The following is a 25,481-nucleotide window of genomic DNA, read 5'->3' as shown; positions in this document are numbered from 1 at the left end:
TTAGTCGCTGGGATGAATCGATATAGCTAACCTTGTTCTTGGATGTATTTCCGTATCGTTTCAACAGATGCATCTCCAACAGAGCAAACAAGATAACCGTCTGGACAAAACGTTTTTTCGAACCAGAACTGTTTCTTCATGGCTGGAAATTTCCCCATATATGAGCCGTAGTGATCTGTTTAATCTTTCTAACATGTTGAGAAACGCTGTACATTGAATTAATTCTCATAAAGATATGAACATGGTCTTTGTCAATTTTTATTTCTTCTACTGAAAAGTCAGATGTTTCTGATAATTTCAATATTGAGTGTTTAACGAGCAGACCTAATTCCCCTGTTAATAACTTCTTTCTATATTTCACAACAAGAATTAAGTGCAAAAATTAGATATTTATAGTGTTGATTTGTCTGAAACCTCATTTGCTAAACCTTTTTTATACAGTAGTCTATACAGTACATAAAAAGACGCTCAGAAAGAATTTTAGCAAAATTTTTCCCCTTCATTTTCAGTTATCCAAAGCCCCATCAGCTCTTTATGGCCTTCAAGGTTTATCGAGCAGTTTGCTTCTGTTAACTTTTTTGGTGCTCATAATTGAGTTATCCATAAGACAAACACAAACTTAAAAAAAATTTTTGGCTAAATCGATACCAATAACTTTAATTTCCATAATGAAAGTCTCTTAATTTTACTATCAACATCAAGTTTGGCACATAGAACCAAACTCGGTTGCTGAGGCGTCCATCACATCACTACAATACAATACACTGGCCTTTGACTAAGATTCAAAGCATACAAAAAAAGCACCCTAAGGTGCTTTTTAATATGGCAATATGACATCGCTGGTCTTACTTCATAAACTCAACGGCTTCCATATCCAGTTCAATATCGGTACAACCTTTGGCGCAATATATACCAGGGGCTTTTTCACTTGCTTTCGCTTTAGTTGAGTTAGGCGGTAGTTGCAGTGTCAGTGGTTTATTGCACTCACTACACTGGGCGCTATTGCCTTTTAGCATGCGTTTTATCAGATTTTTTTGCTGATTAAATGACTCAAGCGTCGTGCCATTGACCGCTGAAAAATCTAATTTTTGTGTTTCACTCATACTGATACCTAATTCGCTTTACTGTTCTAATCATCAGCCTATTCCTTGACTATTTATTCCTAGATCAAAGTTATAGGCTGATAACGCAATTTGTTGTTTGATACATGACTTACCGTTAACTTGCCACTAGCTCGCCATTAACTGATAACTAACTCATATCGTAAAACAACAACTGCGGATTAGCAGTCAGGTTATTTTACCTGATCAAGCGGGCTCCAACGTTGCAGTTCAACCGGAAGCGGTACGCCTTGAGCAGTCAATAAGTTAACGCGAGCTTGGTACGCTGCGCCATGCATCAAGTGTTTGGCTAAGTCTACCGCATTTCGCTGGGTATAATCATCTAAATAGCTGCCTTTTGCCCATTCATTGAACGCGCCAAGTGCAGGGCCTGCCCAAATTTGGTAATCCATTTCACGACCAACTTCGCCAGAGTTTGACCAACGGCTTGAAAGACCTAAATACCAACGGAAGATAAGTGCCATTTTACGTTTCGGGTTTCCTTCAGCACGTTCGATTTGCTTAGGGTCGCGCTCGTTAAAGTGGGCTACAGTGCCTGCCCAAATCTCATCGAGGGTTGAGCGGAAGACTTGTTTTTCAAGTTTTTCACGCTCTTCAGCTGGTATGGCTTCAATGGACTCATAACGGGTGTAAATTTCATAAAGCTTGTTTGCGCGCATTGGGAACAATGTGCCGCGTTTAACCACTTGCAGTTTTACGCCCATTTCAAACATGTCAGCTGCTGGCGCCATGGTCACATCAGCCATTTCTGTTGTTGCAAGCAGTTTACGAGTGTGTTCACTGGCTCCAGCTTCAACACAAGCTTGGTTAATTGAACCTGTAACGATGTACGCAGCGCCCATGTTAAAGGTAGCGAGTGCTGCATCAGGGGTGCCGACACCACCGCCGCAACCTACGCGAATAGGTGTTTTGTACTGATACTCAGCTTGCACTTTATCTTTAAGCGCTAAAATAGTTGGCAATAATGTCACTAACGGACGGTTATCTGTGTGGCCGCCAGAATCTGCTTCAGCGGTTACGTCATCAGCCATTGGGACTAATTGTGCAAGCTCCATTTGCTCTGGCGTAATTAAGCCTTCATCAACCAGTTTTTGCAGCATTTTAGCTGGGGCAGGTTGCATAAACTTAATAGCAACCTCGGTGCGGCTCACTTTAGCGATAACCTTGTTGGCGATAACGACTTCGCCTTGACTATCACGGCTTAAACCCGCTGCGCGATAATACACAATTTGTGGGGTTAGCCCTAAAAATGCTGATGCTTCAACGGTGCGCACTTTATGTTTTAAAAATAGTTCAACACTGCCACGCTCAAGCGCTGGTTCGCTTGGGCTATGGATTAAGTTAAACATGTATGGGCCATTTGGTAGCGCAGTTTGAATACGGTTAATTGCTTGCTCTACACGAGATGGAATTAATCCTGCTGCGCCAAACGAGCATAAGATACCAGCTTGACCTAGTGCAATTACTAGTTCTTCTGATGAAATACCATTTGCCATCGCGCCAGCGTAGTATGCGTATTTAACTCCATGGACACGGCGGAAATTACTGTCGCCTAAACTTTGTGTTCCTAATGCAGGGGCAAATGCACTGACTGGTAAATCTTGTTGACTGTTGATGCTTTCAGTCATCACTTGGGCATGTTGTGAAACACCCAAGCCCTTTTCAGGGTGATTAATCAGGTAACAAGCTTGAGTCAGTTCTTTTAATTTTTTACCGATAGTGGCAGTGTCAAAGCTGGCATCACTTGGGGCAACTTGCCAAGGCCATGGAGAAAGCTTTTCGTTTTGAGTGCTTATAGTCATTATTATTCCTTTATGCCTCTTCGATACAGATTGCGATGTCTTTAACTTCGTAAATACGTAAACCATCTTTGCTTAGGTTTGCGTCACCTACAATAATGCGTTTGCCGTTTTCATCTTTAACTGCACTGATGTGCACATCTAACGACATTTGTTTATTCAGTGGGTTAATTTGGCCACGGTACTTCCATTTGATGTCAGATAAAATCTGACCAAATTTAGGGTTAGTGAAACCTTTACCCAAGTCTTTACTGATGGCGTAAGTTTGCATTAACTCGATAATCGCTTCAACGCCTAATGAACCCGGCATCACAGGATCTTGATGGAAATGGAACTGGAAGAACCAATCACTTGGGTCAATGGTGCGAGATGCAGACAAGTAACCTAAACCATTCTTACCCCCTTTATCAACGATTTCAGCTTTGTCGATAAAGTTAAGCTGACCACCGGCTAGACGGTAATGTGGCTGATTAGCAGGCGCATGGAATACGCGAGATTGCTTATCCAGTAAATCAACGGTGATATCGGCAGCAACATTGTTTTCAACATGCCAAGGCTGCGTGATGCGGCCATTATCAATACCCAGTTGGTTTTTAAGTGCATCGCCTTTGAAGTAACCAAATACCGCGCTGCCTTTGTAGAAAGGCTCGCCATCGACACTTAAATCAAAGGTGAAACTTTGAATAATGTTACTGCCAGCTATCACGGTAGATAACAGTTTTGAGTCGTTAACAATGGTTTTACCGCGTAAATCCACATCGCGGAGTAACTCGCCACTACCATCAAGGTTACGGAAGAATAACTCTTCACCTGGGAAGCCTAACGTCGTGCCCATGTAACCAGAGATAAAGCCGTTTGGTTGCAGTGAGATTTCCATTAGGACTGAATATGGCATTACAGAGGCATGGCTGTTTTTAGCAAAGTACCATGCATCTGTTGGGACTTCGTATTCAGCGATACATGATGATGGCTTTTTAAGTTCACCACGTTTACCGTCTATATCGATAATACGAGTGGTTAACTGTAAGTCACCACAAGGTGTACGTGGTGGAATAAAGCCGCGGTAGATACTAAAGTCAGGGCCAAAACAGTTTTCGATGTTGCCCGTGGCAAACTCAAACATGTGATAAGCAGTGAACGGCAACGTATCAGGGGTGCGGTTTGGATAGTCAGGGATCAGCGGCGCTTCAACATGCTGCAGTGGGATAACCCCTTTGTTGGTTGGTGCACTTAAGTCAGGCACTTGTGCCATTAACGGTGCATTTGCTGATGCAGGCGTGTTATGGCTATTGTTGTTTTGGACTTTATCTGACGTCTTATTAGCCTCAGAACTGTCGCCGATGAAACGGGTACATTCGGCTTCTTCTTTAATCATCACACCAAGGTTTTGGAAATCAACTACCGCTTTACCATTGAGTAAAATATCAATGTTTGCTTTTGCATATGGGCGAGGGTGAGTACCAATTTCAGTGATTTCCATGCGGTACGTTAATTCGCCATGTTGCGGCAGTACTTGACCACGACAACGTACTTTTTGCGACGCATTTTCAAGTGGTTGGAAGCGACCGTTTTCAACTAAGGTGTGCATGCCGATGTGCAACATAAAGAATTGCAGTAATTGACCACAGCCTTCTGCCATCAACGAGCCAGCCATCACTTGGTCACCTTGGAAATGACAAGGGAAGTACCAATGATCAGGTGCTAAGGTTTTGTGGCCTTCAATAAAGCCTAAGCCCCAAGCGCCGCCATGAACTTGCAGGTTGCCAACTTGCTCAATCATCAAGAACTTTTCTGAAGCGAAACATAACGAGTCTTGTTTACCCGAAGCTTGTTGATGGTTGTGGTGTTCACCACTAAAACAACCACCAATATCGGCATTCAGTAGATGATGGATTTGTCCATAATCAAACTCAGTTTGCGCGCAATGCAGTAGCGGTTCAAAACGAGGTTTGTTCGGGTTGTTTAATGCTGTTTCACGGATTTTGATTTCATCATCAGTGCGAATAACGCCTTTGCCATCATCCAACTCTTGATCGGTAAAGAAACCAGCACAACCGCCATCCATTTTCAGGATCATCTTATCGCCAACAAAGCACTCGTAAGAAAAGAAGAATAATAAGGTGTCGCCATTTTTAGCAAAGTTGTTGATTTTAATATCGTAACGTAAGGTATCGCCGCCACGAGGTAAGTCATCTAAGAAGGTTAACGTACAATCAAGAAGACGATAAACGCGCTCACCTTTGTTCTCAAAATCAATGCCTAAGTAGCTGATCAGCATTAAATCGCATTGGCCTGACTCAACGGCTACTGCCCATGGAATTTGTCCGTCAACTAAATACGGCGCATCTTCAGGGATGTCGTATTCCGTTGTCATGCTACATGGCTTGTATTGATTCATGGTCGCATCGAGCTTAGTTACACGAGATACCAATAAGTAATCTGTTGTAGGAAGACGTACACGGCGAGAGTAGTTATCAATCACAGCGTAATCAGGGCCGAATACTTTGGCAATATCGCCTTCTGCATATTCCACTAAATCAGCATAATTCCAAATACATGGCTTATCCGCAGGGATAGGCGCTGTGTATGGAGGCACGTTGGCATGATCTGGACGTAAAACTGGAGCAGATACTACTGGCTGAGCTAATACATTTTCAGCTTGGATAGGTGCAACAGCTTGTGCAATCGATTGGGCAACATAAGGCTGACCGTTCGCATGGGCTAACTCTTGTTTTAAGAGGGCATCTGCCACTTTTAAACCTTGCTCACGGCTCTTCAAAAATACTAACTGAGCTTGATGGGCTAACCATTGATTTTGTTCAAACGCAGTTAAGTGTGCAGGTGGCACTTGGCTGATGGCAACACTTGGCATTTGGCTGATGGCGGTTTGAGGCGAAGCGACTTGCTTCGGCGCTGACTGGCTTGGTTTAGGGTTAAACTGGGTTGAACGATCAGAAAACGGCATAGAAGTCTCTGTTGTCATTGAAATTGGGGGAGTAGTGTCAGCTGTCACTGCATTTGTATTTGCTGGCGCAATAAACTGGTTACGCTCGGCCATCGTCAACGGAGTGCTTTTGGCTACTGGCGTTAATTTGGAAGTTTTAGCGCGAATACTGTCTAACTCAGCTAAAGGTGCATCGACAATATGTTGATAAATATCACGGCCACCTAAGCTGACTTGTTTCACTAAGCTCAGTTTTTTAGCGGTTAGCTGGCCAATATCTGTATTTATTCGTGTCTTAAGCGCTGTTGATTGCTGCGCTGATTGACTAACGAGCAGTTGCGAACATTGGTTTTCACTCATGGTGGCTACAACAAGGTTTTGACTTGTTGAATCTGTTTTAAGTGATAAAACGCCATGCAATAAGCTGGCAATACCCGATGCTGCAAACGTATGGCCAATGCACTGCTGCGCTTGGCTTGGGCTTGATTGGCTAAACATTTGCGATAACTGCTGCACTGCACTGATATTATTTGGCAATACCTGTGCATCTGGTGCTTGGTTAAGCTCAAGGGCATTAATCTGCTCAGCCGCTAACCCAGCAGGGGTTAACAAGCTATCGCTGATGCTACTGACTTGCTCGCTATGACCAAAGGCTAACGTATTAATTGTACCGTAGCTGTTTTGCAGTAATATTGATGTGTCATGTTCAGTGATTGGTGATTCTACTGCGCCTAAGGCTTGATGAATTAAATCTAACGACTCGACATTAACAGCTTTTGGTGTGGCGGTTTGCAGAACAATTGCACCAGCACCTTCACCAATATTAAGCGTTTGCTGCTGAGCTGTTTTCGCCCCTGTTTTCGCTAAGTTGGCCGTTTTTAGCACCATATTTTCAATGCTGCCAGATAAATCAACCGCTGCAATAATCACTGCATCTAATGGCTCTTGACGAGATTCCATCGAGAATAAGTTTTGCGCCACATCAATACAGCGATTAACCGACTGCTCGCCCGCTGAAATCGTAAAGGCTGGGCCATTGAAATCCCATAACGATGAGATACGCGACGCCATAATATTACCAATGAAACTGGTATATTGGTTGAGCTTAGCGGCATCTAACACGCTGTCCATGGCAATGGTTTCAAGTGCTTGGTATTCAGAGTCAGATAAGCTTACGCCATGGGCCTTAAGGCTTGCTGCTATTTGGGTATGCAAATTGACTCGACCGCGGAATTGGTGCAATTCAAGTTCAGTTTCCATTGCCACAAGCACGGCTACCTTACTACCTGGCTCAAGCTTGGCATCATGTATCGCTTCATCTGCCACTTTCATTAATAACAGCTGCTGAGAAATCAAGCGGTCATCTTCATTCGGCGGCACTTTGAAACGTAAAAAATCGAAATCAAACTGGTCGATATAAGCGCCCATTGGCGCTGTTTCTGCAATGCCAAATTGGCTTAATAATTCAGGGTGTTTATCAAGGCCTTTCCAACGTTTTGCTGGTAATGCACTAAAAGCATTTTGCTGAGTTGCAACGGCATTAGCGAATGCATTAATGGTGCTAAGGCAGCCAAAGTGCGATGCCATGCCGGTAATATGCATGGGTAATTGCGCATTGATTGTCGTTGAATGAGTCGTTGAATGAGTCGTTGAGTGTGACGGGGTGCAAATGCTGTTATTAGCATTATCTTTAGCAAAGTAAGACTCAACCAATAAATGAGCATTACAGCCACCAAAACCAAAAACCGATACCCCAGCATGGCGGGCTTTATTGCCTGCTTTGTCTGGCCAAGGTAATACATCATTGGGTAATGTGGCTGGGCCAAACATCTCCGATGGAGATGCAATCGGCGCGCTAATATTAATACTTGGCGGTAACATACCTTGGCGCATAGCAAAGATCATTTTCATGATCCCAGGCATTCCTGCAGCCGTCAGCAAATGACCTAAGTTAGATTTGGCTGAACCAATGAGTGGCGTGTTGCTCCCTTTGAGCTTGTCACTGAAAAAGCGTTCCATTGAAGTCAGTTCAACTTTATCACCTAAAGGTGTGCCTGTTGCATGACACTCAATCACTTCCACTTTGTCTGGTCCAAAACGCTCAGAGCCAGCACTTTCATCGTGCATTGCTGCGTCAGCATAAGCACGCTCAAATGCTTTAACTTGGCCATCGCTATTCGGGCTTAATACAAATTGACCTTTGCCGTCATTTGATAATCCAATACCGCTAACCAACGCATAGATATGGTCGCCATCGCGTTCAGCATCTTCAAGACGCTTTAGCACTAATACTCCAGCACCTTCACCGGCAAATAAACCTTTTGAGTTACTATCAAAAGGCGCAGAAATACCATGGTCAGGGTAGGCGTGGAAAATGGAGAAACCCATGTTAATAAAGAATGGGTCAGCGCCAGATACTGCCCCGGCTAACATCATGTCAGCTTTGCCTGTATGCAAGTAATCACAGGCAAGTTTTAGCGAGTAAACTGAACTTGCGCAGGCGGCATCTAGGCTTAATTGCGCAGCGCCTAAACCCAGCGCGTCAGCGACTAACTTTGAGGCGTTATGAGCAATCGCACCGTTAGATAACGAGGCAGGTGTCGCCTGCGTTGCAAAGCCTTCAGAGTCAAAAGATTGCAAGGTAAAATCAGCTTGCTGCAGTTTATGCTGTAAGGCTTTTTCTACCGCGCTGTGATACAGCGGGACAAACAACTCATTCGATTTTTCTGTTGGGAACGATAAGGTTCCCATTACAATCCCTGTACGGCTTAAGCTAGCTGCATTTTGTGGGTTTGTAATATCAATGCCAGCATCATTTAATGCGTTGCGGGCAGTATCTGTTGCCCATAAAAAGCTGTCATCAAGGCCGTCAAACTGCGCCGCTGGGATTTTGTAACCATTAGCATCAAAACTGAAGTTTTGAATATAACCGCCTTTATCACAATAAAAGCGGTCTGACTGACCTTGTACACCAGTAAAATCAGCAGGGTTAGCATTGAGTTTTTGGCTGCTAATGGTTGTGCGAGAATCTTTTTTATCTAATAGATTCTGCCAAAACTTTGCCGGTGTATCCGCATCAGGATATTGGGTTGCTAAACCGACAATCGCAATTTTTGGCAAACTCGCGTGTTGTGTATTCGATTGAGAACTCAAGATTGTTCTCCTTCTAATTGTGAGGCTAACTGAGAGTTTGATTGACTCATCGCAGTTTGACTTTTTTGTGCACTCATAAGTTGCGTAGTCAAAAAGTTGGTTAAACCATCAGTTAAATAATTGAGTGATAACGGCACGTTGTGAGCCACAAGTTGAGCAATACATTTCAGTAGCGCTGTTAGGTCATCGCCGCCTTTAGCATTAGTTGCAATGGCTTGGCATGCTGAATTCATTACTGTATTGGGGGCTTCAGTGGTGCGGGCAATTTTATCGATTAAGGTGCTGGTTTGTCTGTCTGCACCAATTTCAACGAATAAACTGGCGCCTTGTTTACGTGTATTGTTTACTAATTCCGTAAAATTCAGCGGGTGGCAGAATGTATCAGCAATAGAGTCTGCAATTGCTTCGCTGGTGACGCTAACAGGTATAGTGCTGGCAGCGCTCATAAATTGTATTTGCGCCGCTTGTGCATCAAGTACAGCCTGGTCATGAAGCGGTTGCTGATAAAATGTTTGCACATTGTCGCGTATTAGCATCGCAGGTTGGGTGTGCATCGCAGTAACACGATTCGCAGCAATCCCACGTTTACCTATTTGCTTAAGTAGCGCTTTACAGCTTTGCTCACAACCAGCAAGTACGCAGGTGTCGCCTTGAACGATGGCGAGATAAGCACGAGGGTAGTCACTTAATGCCGCTTCTATGATGCTTGGCTCAGCGCGAACCACAAAACTATTCCAGACAATATCTTCATCATGATTCAATTGCCATGCTTGACGCACGCAATCTAATCGACCTGAAATGTCGGTGGTGAAAATGCTATTGGTTTGAGTTGCTTCAATCATATTGTGCGGCGTTTTCCACACATCAAGACTGGCCCACATCGACGCTTCACCCATAGAGTAACCCATGGCAAAATTTGGTTTTATAGCAAAGTGCTGGGTTAATATCTTAGTTAAAATATAACTCACACCGACACCAGCAATGGCCAGTTTATCTAGGCTCATATCTGATACTTTGGCATTTTCAGCGTAAACGCTTTCTGCTTGCAGCATGGCTTTGACGTCGCCTTCACGTTCTAATTGTGAAAACAGCGTTGGAAAGTAACTGGGTAATTGAGCAAACATTTGTGGGTAAACAGTACCTACGCCGGGGTAGACAAAACAGACGCCACTATGCGCATTTTTTTGTTGGGATAAAGTATGTAAACAGCTCCCAGACGGCGTTTTGTAATCGAGTTCTGTTGTGTTGTTATTTAATGCTGTTTCAACAGCCAATAGCATGGCTTCGGCTTCAGTAAAAGCTGCAGCTGCCGAGTTTGCCATGATCACGGCCGATAACGCGTTATTGTTAGCAAACTTTTCAAGCTGAGTGAGCATTAAAGTCATGATGTTATCTGACTGCGATTTAATGCTATCAAGTTGGGCGTGTAAGTCTGTTAATTGCAATTTGAACGCTTGCAAATTATCTGCAGATAAAGGGATAAATATCCGCTTTTCATCCAGCATGGATTTTGCCTGGGCAAGCTCAGTTCCTTGAACTAACACTGCTGCATGATGATGAGCGCCTTCAGTGATATTGAAGCAAGCCACGCGGCTTTGATGCATTTCGCTGAACCAGTATGTTGAACTGTCTGCAGTGAGGTTAGCTGGCGTTTCAGGCATGCTTCGTGCTGCAATGTTGCCAACCAGCGTTATCAATTCAGCAAACTTATCTTTATAGCTGTTGCAATGAGTCGCATCCACTTGGATTGGGCTGATATGAGCGCGTTTCGCTTGAGATAATGCCTTAGAGGTTGCTGTTTTTGCATTACTATCATCGCCCATACCTGTTAAATAAGCATGGGGGTGGCAGCGATGCTTAGCAGCAACAATAGCTGGCATCATTAATAAACGATAAGGCATAGCAGGGTGGCTGAGTAGCACACTTTGCTGTTGTTCTATATGAACAATTGCTTGGGCTAAATAGTCACTAAAACTGATAGCTTGGTTTGCGGGGGCTGATGTGTCGTCTAACGATGACACATCAATTTCAAGCACGATAGCTGACAAACCAATGCTGTCAGCTAAAGAGCATGACTTGATGGCAGCAAAAGCTGAGCTGTTCATTTCAGCTTGCGCGGCGAATGAGAAAGACTCATTCGCCACTAACTTTAACGCGATGCGCATGTTAGCCGCACTTGCTGATGTTGTAGACTGTACTTTTTGTGCAGAAAGAGTTTGATTACTCACACAGACTCCTGCAAATCAGCTAATGCTTTAGCTGGGGCTAAAAAAGCCTCATTTAAGCTTTTGCTGATTGTCGTTTTAGCGTTTGTCATCGTACAACTTAGGCGGCCATCTTGATGATATAAAGCAATGTCAGCCGTTAATGAGCGACTGGTACTTTTAACCACATTCAGCACTAAGTAGCCACTGTCACCTGATGCATACGGTGCATAAGTGGTTAACTCACCAATGGTTGAAGGTAAGCTGGCTGCATCATGCTTGATACGCGCCCACACTAACATGGCTTGCAGTAGCAAATCTTCAGCGAAAGCCTGACTGCCACCTAAACCTGTTTGCGGCGTAAAGCTTGCACAATCTTTAGCATCAATTTGTGGTAATTCAACCGAACAAACCAACTGCTTATCGTCGGCAATTAACAGCTGCTTTATTCCTTGAAGGCGAGGGCCGTGGAATAAGCTGCCGTTGCTATATAGCTCACTATCTGTGCTGATGACTTTGCCTGACTCTGCTAACTGCTGGGCGTCTTTTGCCACTGTTGGTAGCGTGTCTGAAACAGCGACATTTCCGAGCTTCTCATTAACAACGTTCTCATTAACAAGGAGGCTGGCTTGATACTGAGGTCTAAGCAAACTATCCACATCATCACTTTGCATGCGACTAGCAATCAGTGCTGTTAAGCCTGATTCAGTTTGCGTCAGTTTCAGCGTTAATACTTGTGGCTCTTTAGTCTCGAAAATAATGCCTTTTAGCAGCTTATAATCTTGAACCAATACAGGCAGACCACACAATTGCTGCGCAGTTTCACGCATCCATTGTATGGCGCACACTGTTGGTAGTACCGGATTACCCGCGATGCAATGATCTTCAATGAAAGGCATTGCAACAGGATTTAGTACTCGTTCAACACTCACCGTGTTACTCACAACACGGTGACTTGCAGCATTATTTAAAGAAAGAATCAGCGAACCCTCGGCATTATGCGAAGAGTCCGCATTAAGCTTTTTTACAGCAGCGCCTTCAGTTGATGCTGAACCTTGCATACTTGAACCGATTAATAGCTGTACGCCAGACTCAGACAATAGACTGTGAGCAAACAAGTTTGCGCCTTTATCGAGCGGAATCACGTATACGCCGCGTTCAACAAACATTTTCTTTAAGGCTGAACTGACCATACCGCCGTCCCAAGGTCCCCAGTTAAAGCTCATCACTTTTGCTTGCGGGTAGTTCGCTGCAAGTTGAAGTGCTGTCTTGTTAAGGATCTCATTCGACATTGAGTAATCACTTTGACCCGTATTGCCATAGAAACCCGCTGCAGATGAGAACATAGCAACCAGTTTTAGTTGGCTAGCATCAATCGCATTGATGATTCCGGCAAAACCCGACACTTTAGTGCCATAAACGCGGCCTAACTCGGCTAAGGTTTTGTCTTGAATGTGTTTATCGGCAAGTACGCCTGCACCGTGAATGATGCCAGTAATCGGCTTAAGACCTGCTAATGACTGTTTAATCGCTGCATCTGAACTGACATCCATACTGATGTATTCAGCACTTGCGCCAACGGCTTTAAAAGCTGCGAGTGAACGATCAATTTCCAAACTGCTGGTTATCGGCCAAACTAAGGCATCAATTTGCTTAGGCGTTGGTTTGTCACCTTGTGATTGAATAAACTTAATTGCCGCAGCTTTCAGCTCAGATGCTTGCTTGTTTTGTGCCCAAGTCGGCAAGTTTGCTGCCAAATGTTCACTACGACCTGCAAGAATAAAGTGTGATTGAGTTTGCTTAGCAAGGGTTAGGGCGCATTCAAATGTCACGCCTTTTGCGCCGCCAGTAACAAGCACTGTGTCACTACTATTGAGCGATGTTGTTTGGTAGCGAGTTTGCGCCGCTGTTGTTGCTGTGAGTGTGTGACGACCTTGGTCGCTAACACCGACTTCTGCAATGCTTGTTTCAACATCATAAAGCTCTGCAATCACTGCTTGAGCAAGCTCAACAGCTTCAAAACTTGGTGCAATATCTAATGCTCGACAAAACACGTTTGGCCACTCATGGCCGAGGGTTTTGGTGAGACCAGATAAAGCAGCCTGGTTAAGCTCAGCTTTTGCCAGTTCAGTGGTATTTAAATAACCAAAGCCACCATCAATACGGCTCACTGTCATAAAGCTTACGCGTTGTGATTGTGCTAATTCGCTAAAACGACTTTGTAGATGTTTTGCCATCAAGAAAGCTTGCTCAACTGCGATAAATCCAGCATCACTTAATGGTAAGTTGCCTGATGTTGCGAGTTGAGGCTGCAGGTGAACAAAACCTGCAATCTTATGTTGCTTACTGATTTGAGCTATTACATCGCTAATTGCATCATCACTGACCGCTGATAAAGTGAAGCTGGCAATATCGCTACTTAGCGGTGATTGCGCAGATGTCACAGATTCAGGGCTACGAATAACGGCGACGGTTAGGCCTGTTGCTACTAATTTTTCAGCTAAAACACCTGCGTTATGACCGTCATCATTGATAACGATACATGCGTCTTTTGAAAAACAGTCAACTAACTTATCCGCCGCTGGTAGCTTTTTTAGTGCGACTTCCTGATGAGGAGGTAAGTCGTTTGCTAAATCTGCTGTGGCTGTTGGTGCAGCTGCCGTTGATGCTGCAGTGTTCACAACACTGCTTGTCGTTAGTTTGCTGTTCATGTAGCTAACGATTTCGCCTAAAGTGCGACATTCTGCTAAATCTTCAGGGTTTAGGTCTGGTAAGCCAGGTAGTTCGTCTTGAACAGTACCTAAGATTTCAACTCGCTTGATTGAGTCAATGCCTAAATCCGCTTCCATATCCATGCTTAGCTCAAGCATTTCCGTTGGGTAGCCGGTCTTTTCAGCAACCACAGTCATCATAGTGCTTTGAACTTGCTCTGCAGATAAACCTGACGGGGCGCTCAGGGCTGTCTCAGCTGATAAACCACTAACTGCTGGAGCTGCCTGTGTATTAGCGCCTGCGGCTGCACTTGTAGGAAGAAGCTTGCTGTTCATGTAGCTGACGATTTCACCAAGTGTACGACACTCAGCTAAATCTTCAGGGTTAAGCTCTGGCAAGCCTGGTAGCTCGTCTTGAACAGTACCTAAAATCTCAACACGTTTGATTGAGTCGATGCCTAAATCCGCTTCCATATCCATGCTTAACTCAAGCATTTCAGTTGGGTAACCGGTCTTTTCTGCAACCACAGTCATCATGGTGTTTTGAACTTCTTGAGCTGATAAACCATTGTTAGCAGGAGCAACTTGCGTCACTGGTGCAGTGACAGTATTTGCACTGACTGCAGGAAGTTTGCTGTTCATGTAGCTGACGATCTCACCAAGGGTACGACACTCAGCTAAATCTTCAGGGTTAAGTTCTGGCAGTGTTGGTAGTTCATCTTGAACGGTACCTAGAATCTCAACACGTTTGATTGAGTCGATACCTAAATCCGCTTCCATATCCATGCTCAACTCAAGCATTTCAGTTGGGTAACCCGTCTTTTCAGCAACCACAGTCATCATGGTGTTTTGAACTTGTTGAGCTGATAAACCATTGTTAGCAGGAGCAACTTGCGTCACTGGTGCAGTGACAGTATTTGCACTGACTGCAGGAAGTTTGCTGTTCATGTAGCTGACGATCTCACCAAGGGTACGACACTCAGCTAAATCTTCAGGGCTCAATTCTGGCAGTGTTGGCAGTTCATCTTGAACTGTACCTAAAATTTCAACACGCTTGATTGAATCAATACCAAGGTCTGCTTCCATATCCATGCTCAGTTCAAGCATTTCAGTTGGGTAACCCGTCTTTTCAGCAACCACAGTCATCATGGTGCTTTGAACTTGTTCAGCGCTTAAACCTACTGGAGCAGAACCAGTAGTTGGTAGCTGAGAGCCTTCAGCGGCACTTGTAGGAAGTTTAGAGTCTTCAGCTGGTAGCTTAGAGTTCATATAAGAAACAATTTCGCCAAGGGTACGACACTCAGCTAAATCTTCAGGGCTCAATTCTGGCAGTGTTGGTAGTTCGTCTTGAACTGTACCTAAAATTTCAACACGTTTGATTGAATCAATACCAAGGTCTGCTTCCATATCCATGCTTAGCTCAAGCATTTCAGTTGGGTAACCGGTTTTTTCAGCTACGACTTCAAGCATTGTATTAAGCACGGTTTCTGCGCTAAGACCTGATGCTGGTGCTGCAACAGCAGTTTGAGCTGCTATTTGAATCCCTTCAGCTGCATTTGTAGGCAGCTTGCTGTTCATATAATCAACGATTTCGCCAAGTGTACGACATTCAGCTAAATCTTCAGGGCTTAACTCTGGTAGCGTTGGTAGTTCGTCTTGAACGGTTCCTAGAATTTCAACACGCTTGATTGAATCGATACCAAGGTCTGCTTCCATATCCATGCTTAATTCAAGCATTTCAGTCGGGTAACCGGTCTTTTCAGCAACGACTTCGAGCATAGTGTTCAGCACTGTTTCTGCGTTTAAACCTGCAGGCGCTGCTGCAACTGCCGACGCAACGACAGGAGCTGTAATTGGGGCAGGTGCTTTTACTGGTTCAATACGTGGCGCTGGAGCAGCCATAGCGGCAGGTTTGGAAACAGGCGCTTGTACTGGAGCGGCTACTTTTACAGCTTCAACGACTGGTGCTGGCGCTGTAATCACTGGAGTTGCAGCGATAGGCGCATTAACTCTAGGAGTATTGATAACAGGAACTGCAACAACAGGCGCTGTCGCTACTGGTGCTTGACCAGTCAGCATGCTTAATGCGTTTTGGCTTGACTGTGCTTGTTGCTCAAGGAACAAAGTATGACTTTGTAGTGTTTGAGCTTGATGCTGGTGGAATAGCTCCATTGAGCGTTGTAGGCTCTCAGGAATAGCATGTCCTGCAGCAGCCATTTTACTTTGCTCGGCCATTAGATGAGTAAAGGTGTCACCATATTGCTGTGGAATGGCTAAGAACTGCTGATGCAAATCAGCTGCTTGCTGTTGTGCATTGAAGAACGCTTCTAAGCCGCCTGAAGCTGGAGCACTTTGTGCTGGTGCTTGAGGTGCTATTTTTTGAGGCGCTTGAGCAGCAGCGTTAGACACTGCAGGTGAACCTGATGCGGCAACTTCAACGTATTCTGTTTTAATGACTTCTTTTTCCACGATTTTCTCTACTACTTTTTCAACCGGTACTTCAACCACTTTTTCGACAACAGTTTCAACAATTTGTGAAGTGACTTTGCCAGTGGTTAATGATTTTTCCATTTTAGCGCGGGTTGGTGCACTGATATGGTTTGAAGCTGTTAGCTTGACGTTCATGCCTTTCGGCACTGCAGGGGCGGCGATTTCTGCTTGATAAGGATCAACCTCCGTTAGCGGTGCGCCAAGAACGTTAAGTTGCATAGCCGCAATACGTAACTGCAGATCGCTGTTACCTTTCGGATTGGGGTTGATGCTAATCACTGATACGCTTTCTGCTTTGTTACCTAGCGTGGCTTCAACCAGTTTCTGCAAGATATTCTTAGGCCCGAACTCAACAAATACACGCGCTCCAGCGTCATACATGCTGTTTAACTGATCAGTAAAGCGAACCGACTGTAGCATGTGCTGTTTAAATGCCGCTTTAATCGACTTAGCATCCGTTGGATGTTTTTCACCGCTGGCATTTGAGAATAATTCAACTTTGCTGGCAGTAAACTTGGCTTTATCGATGGCTTTAGCGAATGGCTTTTGTGCATGTCCTACAAGTGGCGTATGGAATGCGCCAGAGACAGGCAGTGCAATGGCTTTAAAGCCTAATGCGCTAATGGCTTTAGCTGCTTGTGCACAAGACTCTGTAGGGCCTGCGATAACAAGCTGAGTCGCAGAGTTATAATTAGCGACTTTTACACCGTCAAATTCAGCAATACAGGTTTCTAACTTAGCGATGTTATCGCTGTTTGCAGCATCAGCATCATTAGCTGGCAAGATAATGGCGTACATGGTGCCTTTATCTAATTCATTACCGTCTTTATCTATAGCCGATGAAGCCATAGCTGCGCCGCGAGCATATGAAAGCTGATAGTAATCATCATTTGAAATTACCCCAGCGGCACATAATGCTGAAAGCTCACCAAAGCTATGACCTGCAAACATATCCGCGCTAAATCCTGCCTGACTCAGTAACTGATACTGACTCATGCTGACTACGCCAATAGCACTTTGCGCATTGTCGGTGCTGGTGAGTAATGCCGCTTGTGCATCTTTATCTGCTTTTTCAAAAGCAGGAATAGGGAACATCACTTGCGATAGTGGTGTTTTGTCAAAGCTTGCAAACACTTTATCGGCTTTGATCAGTTGCTGACGCATTTCAGGGAAATGACAAGCGACTTCAATACCCATGTTGACGTATTGCGAGCCTTGGCCGGCAAATAACGCTGCGACTTTTGGTTCGCTAGTCGCTTTTTTACCCTTAGTTGTCACAGTGATGAGTGCTGATGAGCGGTAACTGGTACCCGATGGCAATTGCCATGCATCAGAATCGTTATTAAGTTGCTTTAACGCTAAACCAAGCTGAGTGGTTAGCTCGGTAAGGCTTGATACCACAAGACCTAAGCGGGCAGCGGAATCTTTAATTTTAGTCACTGCATATTGCTTGGCAATGCGCGTGAGCTCTGCTTGCTCAATACTGCTATTGTCAGTACCTTTAAGTGCGCTGATTTCAGCGGTTAACTTATTCACTTCTGCAATTAAGGCTGCTTTGTTATCAGCACTAATTAATAAGCTTTGAGCCACTTGGCGTTGACGGTATTTGTCATCACGGCTGTGTTCTGGACTATATTCTTCCAAGACTAAGTGGAAGTTAGTGCCACCAAAACCAAATGAGCTAATACCAGCACGACGAGGTGTGCCGTCAGGGCGAGGCATCCAAGGACGGGTTTCGGTATTAACGAAAAACGGTGAATCTTCAACGTTTAGTTTAGGGTTTGGCTTTGAGACGTTAATGGTTGGCGGCAGCACTTTGTGGTGCAGTGCAAGCGCAGCTTTAATCACACCAGCAGTACCAGCGGTAGATTTAGTGTGTCCCACTTGTGATTTAACCGAACCTAACGCAATGTGCTGTTTGGTCGGTTCATTTTCACCAAATACTGATTTAAGACCATTGAATTCGGCTACATCACCTGCTGCAGTGCCTGTGCCGTGAGCTTCAATTAAGCCAACGGTTTCAGGGGCAAAACCTGCATCATCATAAGCACGTTTTAGTGCTTTTGCTTGGCCTTCAGGGCGCGGAGCATAAATACTCTTGAACTTACCGTCTGATGAAGCGCCAACACCTTTAATGACTGAGTAAATACGGTCACCATCACGTTCTGCATCTTCAAGGCGCTTAAGGGCTACCATGCCGATACCTTCACCAATCATCATGCCTTTTGAATCGATATCAAATGGTTGAATCGTTTCATTGGTCGTGAACGCTGGGGTTTTTGAAAAGCTCATGTACATTGAAGGTGAGTTATCGGTACAAACACCACCAGTGATCATCATTTCACTGCGGCCTTCAACCAGCTCAGTTAATGCCATACGCATTGCGGCAAGTGAGCCTGCACATGCAGCGTCAACCACACAGTTCATGCCGCCTAAATCGAAGCGGTTAGCAATACGACCTGCAATAACATTACCTAGTGAGCCTGGGAATGAGTTTTCTTCCCAGTGAATGTATTGGTCTTGGAATTTTTTGATCAGCATATCGCTGTCAGCATCACTTAGGCCGCTGCTTTTGAATACCTTTTTAAGCACTGGGTATTGCAGGCGCGCCGTTAAGCTTGCATTGATCTTTTGACCGCCACCCACACCCAGCGTAATACCGATTTTGTCAGTGTCGTACTCAGAGGTAACACCCGCATCTGCAAGCACTTCTTTGGCAATGACTAGCGAAAGCAGCTGTGAAGTATCAGTCAGTTCTAAGATATTTGGCGGCAGGCCAAACTCCATTGGATTAAAGTCCACTTCTGGAATAAAGCCACCACGTTTACAGTAGCTTTTATCTGGCGTTGATTTATCAGCATCAAAGTAATCTTCAGGACGCCAGTGCGACTCAGGCACTTCGGTAATCGCATCAATTTTTTCACTGATTAAATCCCAAAATTTATTCAGGTAACGCGAATTTGCAAAAATGCTTGCCATGCCAACAATGGCAATTGGCATGTCTTTAAGGCGTTTATTTAATCTCGAATCTTGAGATTGACTGTTTTCTTGAGAGGGCGTCTCAGGATTAGTAGGGGTTTGGCTCATTTTGAGTCTCCAGTACTCAGCTTATCCTTAGCTGATTTATTATTTTGAGGCGCGTTTTCTGCTGCAGTTGCACCAGGAAAACGAGCTAAAAATGTATGGTAATTTTTGACGAGTAACTTACGTAGATGAAACGGTCCGTGCTTTAACACATAAGCGATATATCGATTGGTCGCTTGTGTGTGGTTGTCTTGATAGATGTCGAGATAAACCCAGTCGGTTGCAAAATCGACACCGAGTAAAATTGAATAACTGTCTGCTTGTGTCAGTTGCGGTGGAATGGTTAATGAAACCACTTGTACCACGTTATCGGGCGTAGCCTCTGGTAGAGCAAGGGTGTTAGCCAGAGTTTCAGGGTTTAAGGTGTAAGTCGCTACATCTGTACCCTGAACAATGGGTAACTGATTAAAATATCGTTCAGGTACAAAAGGGCTTTCAAACTCATCGAGTTTGGATACACCGTAACGCTTAAGACAACGGGCTAAACCAGAGCGAGATACGTTTTCATTGATGAACTGTTGGGTGACTTTTAGCAGCCTATCTAAGGGCATTTTCAATTGATAGCGCAACCCGACAACCACATACTCTTCCATTGGTGAAAGGGTGGTTTTTAAATGATGTGGGGTATTAGGTGTATCACTTATTGAGTCTCGCTTGCGCCACTTTCTAACTGTTGCTTCAGTAATATTAAGAATTTTAGCTAACTGGCTGACAGTAAACTCGGAAGTCTGAATGAATTGACGCATTTCAGGTGTCGTTGTTGCATTGCGATGGCGCACAGGTGTGTTTGCCGCATCACAATCGGAAGATACTTTTTTGCCAGGTTTTTTCATGGCAGATTTAGCTTGTCGGTTTGCTGTCATTTAAGGACGGCCATAGCAGAATGAATACTCCGTACAATCTATTGGGACTCTTAAAATCATAATGAAGATTAACGTTTGTTCATCTTCATTATTAGTGTTTTAGCATAAACGAGCATGCAGAGTACCTGAGGTTTCAGGTCGATACAATCACCCGAAACTAATTAATCACTGATACGACCAGAACTAGCTAACACTTGTAAGCTGAATGGGTGATTTTGTTATGAAAAATGGGGTCGGTGTAAAGACTGATCTAGGTCAATTTATTCACTTTCTTTCAGTCGTATACTGGTTTGAGTGCAAATAATAGGCAGCTGTAAACATACAAAGACAAAATATGGATAGTTTAATAATGTGAACAAAGGAGGCCATCATGGCTGAGTTTACCACTGAGCAAATCCGCAATCTGGCAGTGCTCGGACATACTGGCGCAGGGAAATCCTCATTACTTGAGGCATTACTCTTTAGCGCTGATGCAATCACTTTAAAAGGCAGGGTCGATAAGGGTACAAATCATGCTGATTTCACTGCCCAAGAAAAATCCCACCGCCACAGTTTAGAACCTTCCTTTTTAAATCTTGATTATCAATCGCATCACATCAATTTTATCGATACTCCTGGATTACCTGACTTTTTTGGTCGTGCACTATTACCCTTACCCGGCGTTGAGTCGGTGATATTGGTCGTCAATGCAGGTGTCGGCATTGAATCTGTCACTAAACGCGCTTTTGAAGCAGCGCGCCGTCAAGGTAAAGCGGTGATCATTGCGATTAATCATATGGATGGCAATGAAACAAACGTGTCAGAAGTGATGATGGATATTCAGCATCAATTTGGTCATCGCTGTTTGCCGGTTAATTTACCTCATACCAATGCTGATGGCGTTGTGGATTCAGTCGTTGATTGTTATTTACATTGTGATGAAACCACATCGACGCTATTCAGTAGCCCTACCCAAGCCAGAGATGAGCTAGTCGATACCGTATTAGAAGAAGATGAAGCCTTAATGGAGCTTTATCTCGAGCAGGGGGAATCACTAAGCCCTGAGCAATTACATGCACCATTAGAAACAGCATTAAGAATGGGGCACTTAGTGCCAGTTTGTTTTACCAGTGCTGAGCAAGATATTGGTATTGGCTCGTTATTAGAAATGCTGATTAAATTGATGCCTAGCCCACTTGAAGCTAATCCACCACAGTTTATTAAAGGGTTTGGTGATGATGCTAAGCCAATTAATGTCACACAAAAAGCCTCAGACCATGTTTTAGCTCATGTATTTAGGGTGGCGATAGATCCGTTTTTTGGACGTATGGGGGGTTTCCGCTTGTATCAAGGTACGATTTCTGTGGGAATGAAATTGTTTATTGGTAGCGGTCGTAAGCCGTTTAAAGTGTCTCATTTAATGAAGTTGCAAGGTGACAAACAAATCAATGTGAACCAAGCGTTACCAGGAGATATCTGCGCCATAGCTAAATTGGAAGAATTGACAGTAGGCGCAGTGCTGCATGACAGTCATGATGAAGATGAATTCCATTTACCGGAGCTCAAATTCCCGCAGCCTATTTTTGGCTTAGCGGTATCAGCAAAACGCCGCGGTGATGAGCAAAAAATATCGGAAGTGTTACATAAGTTAGTGGCAGAAGATCCTAGTTTGCAAATCAGCCGCAATGAAGCTGAAGGCCAAACTGTATTGCAAGGACAAGGGGATTTACATCTGCAAATTGCATTGGAGAAAGCGCAGAATCTATTTAATGTTGATATGGAAACCGACATTCCTGCCATTGCGTATCGGGAAACCATTATGGGCGAGGCTGAATTTCGTTATCGCCATAAAAAGCAATCTGGTGGTTCAGGCCAGTTTGGTGAGGTTGAGTTAAAAGTTGAGCCTCTTGCTCGTGGACAAGGTTTTGAGTTTGTCTCTAAAGTGGTGGGTGGCTCGGTGCCTAGCCAGTATATTCCAGCAGTTGAAAAGGGCGTTCGTGAAGCCATGCTCGTCGGAGAGTTAGGAGGATACCCGCTGCAAGATATTAAAGTGACCGTGCTTGATGGCAAGCATCACAGCGTTGACTCAAAAGAAATAGCCTTTGTAATGGCAGGTAAAAGAGCTTTTATGGAGGCAGTGAAATTAGCGCAACCTGTAATGTTAGAGCCGATAGTTGATATGAATATTCAAGTGGCGCAAACCCATGTCGGTGAGATCACCGGTGACATTAGTTCTGCCCGCGGTATTGTGTGTGGCACACAGACTAACAGTAAAGGCTTAGTGGAGGTTAATGTAGAAGCGCCGCTAGCCAATGTGAGTAACTATTCTACTCGACTGAAATCGTTGACCGGAGGAGATGGTCAGTTCTCGATGCAATTCAGTCGTTACGATGTATTGCCACAAAAAGAGCTCAAGGCTATGATTAGTTAGCTTGCTTACAGATTTTTATTATAAAGCAATGACTTATTGGTGCCTCAACTTTGAGGTGCCATTAATGTTACACGAACTGATACACAAGCAAACCAGTCAAGTATTACATCCTCTACCTCTATATTTTGAATTGAGAAGTCGAAATTATTATTTTTGGTATCCCTTACCCTCCAGCATTTCCGCTTTAATACATAAAAATGAAATACGCCTTAATCTTCATACTGACAGCTTAAATGAAGCATGCTTTCGTTTGCATAGCTTTCTTCTATACACTCAATTAAACGTTACAGTTTTCAGAAAAATTTAACTGCTGTTGAGATCATATCCCTTTACAACAAATAGGGATTGAGGTTAAACCTGATAGCACTGCATCGTTATTCTCTACTATTCATGATCAAATGATTGAGTGTGAGTTACCCCGCGACTTTCACTGCGCTCGACTCACGGGGTTTTCTCGACATATTTGATAAAAGTCAAAAGATCCACAGACAAAATGTGTGAAGCTTATCTTAGGTATAAAAATTGTTTTTACTCATCTCAGGAGATAAGCTCATTTCTAAGTTAACTACACGCTATTTAAAGATTATCTAATGCTGCTAGCTGATATATCTTGGATTTGTTTGTTAGCCTTCTTTAACCATTAATTTGGCATGTTCAAACTTTTGAGTCGTACTGGCGTTAACTTTTACTTTCCTGGCCATTTTATTACCTTCGAGATTTTACTTATTTTAAGCTATAAATCTCTCCAAATTCATAAAACCATTACACGTCAATAGGTGCTGTTGAATTGATTTTGAAGGAGACCGTTACCGTAAGAGGAAGAGCACAGTATAAAACAATTTATGTGATACATACTGCACCCTACTTTCTATTAATTATCTACTAATGAGTTAGTTACACAATTAAATACTGAGTAATCTGTGTATCCACGCTCATTGCCACCAAATAGTGTTGAGCCATCTAGTTCAGCCAGAGGTTGTTGGTGCTGTAAGCGCGCTACCAAATCTGGGTTAGAAACAAACGGGCGTCCAAACGCCACTAAATCCGCATAACCTTTTTCAAGTACCTCATCGGCACGCTCTTGGGTGTAACTGCCTGCGACGATAATCGTGTTTGTGAAGCATTCGCGCAGTTCGATGCGGAAGCTTTCTGGAATCACTGGAGCATCGTCCCAATCCGCTTCAGACAGGTGTAGGTACGCAATATCACGAGCTTGAAGTTGTTTTGATGCTTCGAGGATGGTCGGTACAATGTCTGGACAATTCATGTCCTTAAAAGTGATGAAAGGCGCGAGTCGTATTCCCACTTTGTTTGCACCAATGGTTTCGCTCACCGCATCGACTACTTCTAATAAAAAGCGAAGTCGGTTTTCGCGAGTACCGCCGTAGTTATCGGTTCTGTGATTTGAATTGGTACGTAGGAACTGATCAATCAGATAACCATTACCGCCGTGTATTTCGACGCCATCAAAGCCAGCTTCAATCGCACGTTTAGCTGCATGGGCAAAATCACTTACAACGCGGTCAATATCGACTTGAGACATTGCTAGTGGCTCTTCACAATCTACCATGTTGCCGTTGCCCTCTTCGTCGGCAATCCACACTTGGGTTTCTACTGGTTTTAGTGCCGATGGGGCAATAGGCTGTTCGCCTTTTTGGAATGTCGGGTGCGATACCCGACCAACATGCCATAACTGACAATACATGGCAGCGCCTTGTTCTTTTGCTGCTTGAGTGACGGCTTCCCAGCCTGCCACTTGTTCATCAGTGTAGACGCCTGGTGTGAACGAGTAACCCTGCGAATCGTCTGAAATCTGGGTGGCTTCGGAGATGATTAATCCCGCGGTTGCACGTTGCTTATAGTAAGTCGCCATCATTTGGTTTGGGATGTTACCCGGTTGGCTGGTGCGTGCTCGGGTCATTGGTGCCATGACTACGCGGTTTTGTAGAGTCAGTTGTTTTAGCTTTGTTGGTTCAAAAAGTTTGCTCATGATCAGTTCCTTACTTAAGTAGTGGTACATGGGTTTTGTTGCTTACCGATTCCATCCAATCTTTCACGGCGTCGTCCCATTGGATTTTCGCGGTACTGAAGAACCCGCGTAAAATAGAAAATAAGATGGCTTCATCTACCAAAGTCACATGTTGGTAGGAATCGAGACTCAATACGGTTTTCGCGCTCGATGAGCGCATCTTCCTCTTTGGCAATGTTTGGCGTGTCTTATAAAAGTGCATCAAAATTGAGCGCATCAGTTTCCTTTTTAGCGCACCAAGCTTGTTGTGCAGACAGAGTGACAAACTCTGGCAAATCCATATTTGAGCAACTTGGGCAGGCCACTTTTTGCAGTTGAAGAAACGCGATTTTTTGCCAATCCAACACTTGTTGTGACGGTTGACCTGTTTTACTAGATGTTGCCAACTCAAGGAAGTAAGCGATGATATTTTGGCTTTCTGCCATCACTTCACCATTGTCTTTGATAAGAAGTGGCACTTGCTTGGTTCCAATTAGGTCTGTCGTGGTTTTGTCGTCATAAGCAATATTGATGACTTCGAGTTGGATATTGTGCATGCGGGCAACATAGCGGACGCGAACACTAAATGGGCAATGTTTGTAAATGTAGAGTTTCATAGTATTTTCCTAGTGATTCGTATTTGGTAGCCTCGCTTTGTTCGCCATGTGTTAAATCAGGGCTACCAGTAGAAATG

The 25,481-nt window shown here is 44.1% G+C and carries 10 protein-coding genes and 2 pseudogenes; 1 reads left to right on the top strand and 11 read right to left on the bottom strand.

All coding sequences use genetic code 11. From position 1 onward, the window contains the following. Window positions 1-26: 26 nt before the first annotated feature. From tnpA to LMH66_RS00245, 8 genes and pseudogenes are all read right to left on the bottom strand, one after another. Window positions 27-361: pseudogene (gene tnpA, locus LMH66_RS20525) on the bottom strand (IS200/IS605 family transposase). Between the two features lie 186 nt (window positions 362-547). Further along, window positions 548-667: pseudogene (locus LMH66_RS00275) on the bottom strand (IS110 family transposase); the annotation flags it as partial. 178 nt (window positions 668-845) lie between these two features. Beyond that, window positions 846-1,103, bottom strand: coding sequence for a hypothetical protein (locus LMH66_RS00270; protein WP_229367497.1), 258 nt, complete (start codon window positions 1,101-1,103; stop codon window positions 846-848). Window positions 1,104-1,294: 191 nt separating this feature from the next. Continuing rightward, window positions 1,295-2,923 carry an eicosapentaenoate synthase subunit PfaD gene (pfaD, locus tag LMH66_RS00265; RefSeq protein WP_102527858.1) on the bottom strand — a complete coding sequence of 543 codons (1,629 nt, stop codon included), beginning with the start codon at window positions 2,921-2,923 and terminating at the stop codon, window positions 1,295-1,297. Window positions 2,924-2,933: 10 nt separating this feature from the next. Then, window positions 2,934-9,059, bottom strand: a complete 6,126-nt coding sequence (locus tag LMH66_RS00260) for a beta-ketoacyl synthase N-terminal-like domain-containing protein (RefSeq protein WP_420709392.1) — start codon at window positions 9,057-9,059, stop codon at window positions 2,934-2,936. Next, window positions 9,014-11,245 carry a PfaB family protein gene (locus tag LMH66_RS00255; RefSeq protein WP_229367495.1) on the bottom strand — a complete coding sequence of 744 codons (2,232 nt, stop codon included), beginning with the start codon at window positions 11,243-11,245 and terminating at the stop codon, window positions 9,014-9,016. Before LMH66_RS00255 ends, LMH66_RS00260 begins: the two co-directional genes overlap by 46 nt. Next, window positions 11,242-19,509 carry a type I polyketide synthase gene (locus LMH66_RS00250; RefSeq protein WP_229367493.1) on the bottom strand — a complete coding sequence of 2,756 codons (8,268 nt, stop codon included), beginning with the start codon at window positions 19,507-19,509 and terminating at the stop codon, window positions 11,242-11,244. The genes LMH66_RS00255 and LMH66_RS00250 overlap by 4 nt, the downstream gene beginning before the upstream one ends. After that, the gene (locus LMH66_RS00245; protein ID WP_371995918.1) at window positions 19,506-20,369 is read right to left on the bottom strand and encodes a transcriptional regulator; all 864 of its coding nucleotides are present in this window, start codon (window positions 20,367-20,369) and stop codon (window positions 19,506-19,508) included. The genes LMH66_RS00250 and LMH66_RS00245 overlap by 4 nt, the downstream gene beginning before the upstream one ends. Window positions 20,370-20,739: 370 nt before the next feature. Between LMH66_RS00245 and fusA the strand changes: the two genes are divergently transcribed. Continuing rightward, complete coding sequence (gene fusA, locus LMH66_RS00240; RefSeq protein ID WP_229367491.1) at window positions 20,740-22,779, top strand: elongation factor G; 2,040 nt, start codon at window positions 20,740-20,742, stop codon at window positions 22,777-22,779. Between the two features lie 871 nt (window positions 22,780-23,650). On the opposite strand, the gene LMH66_RS00235 is transcribed toward fusA, so the two are convergent. Genes LMH66_RS00235 through grxB form a run of 3 tightly spaced genes read right to left on the bottom strand, consistent with a single transcriptional unit; the run spans window position 23,651 to window position 25,404 of the window. Beyond that, window positions 23,651-24,769: an alkene reductase gene (locus tag LMH66_RS00235; RefSeq protein WP_229367490.1), complete on the bottom strand. Its 1,119-nt coding sequence runs from the start codon at window positions 24,767-24,769 to the stop codon at window positions 23,651-23,653. A 10-nt stretch (window positions 24,770-24,779) separates the two neighbouring features. Beyond that, window positions 24,780-24,968, bottom strand: a complete 189-nt coding sequence (locus tag LMH66_RS20520; protein ID WP_229367482.1) for a hypothetical protein — start codon at window positions 24,966-24,968, stop codon at window positions 24,780-24,782. Window positions 24,969-24,996: 28 nt separating this feature from the next. After that, window positions 24,997-25,404: a glutaredoxin 2 gene (gene grxB, locus LMH66_RS00225; RefSeq protein ID WP_229367480.1), complete on the bottom strand. Its 408-nt coding sequence runs from the start codon at window positions 25,402-25,404 to the stop codon at window positions 24,997-24,999. Window positions 25,405-25,481 lie beyond the last annotated feature (77 nt).

Source organism: Shewanella sp. 10N.7 (assembly GCF_020806285.1).
Taxonomy (GTDB): Bacteria; Pseudomonadota; Gammaproteobacteria; order Enterobacterales; family Shewanellaceae; genus Shewanella; species Shewanella electrodiphila.
Note: the sequence above shows the minus strand (reverse complement) of the source record. Positions and strands in the feature narration are given on the sequence as shown.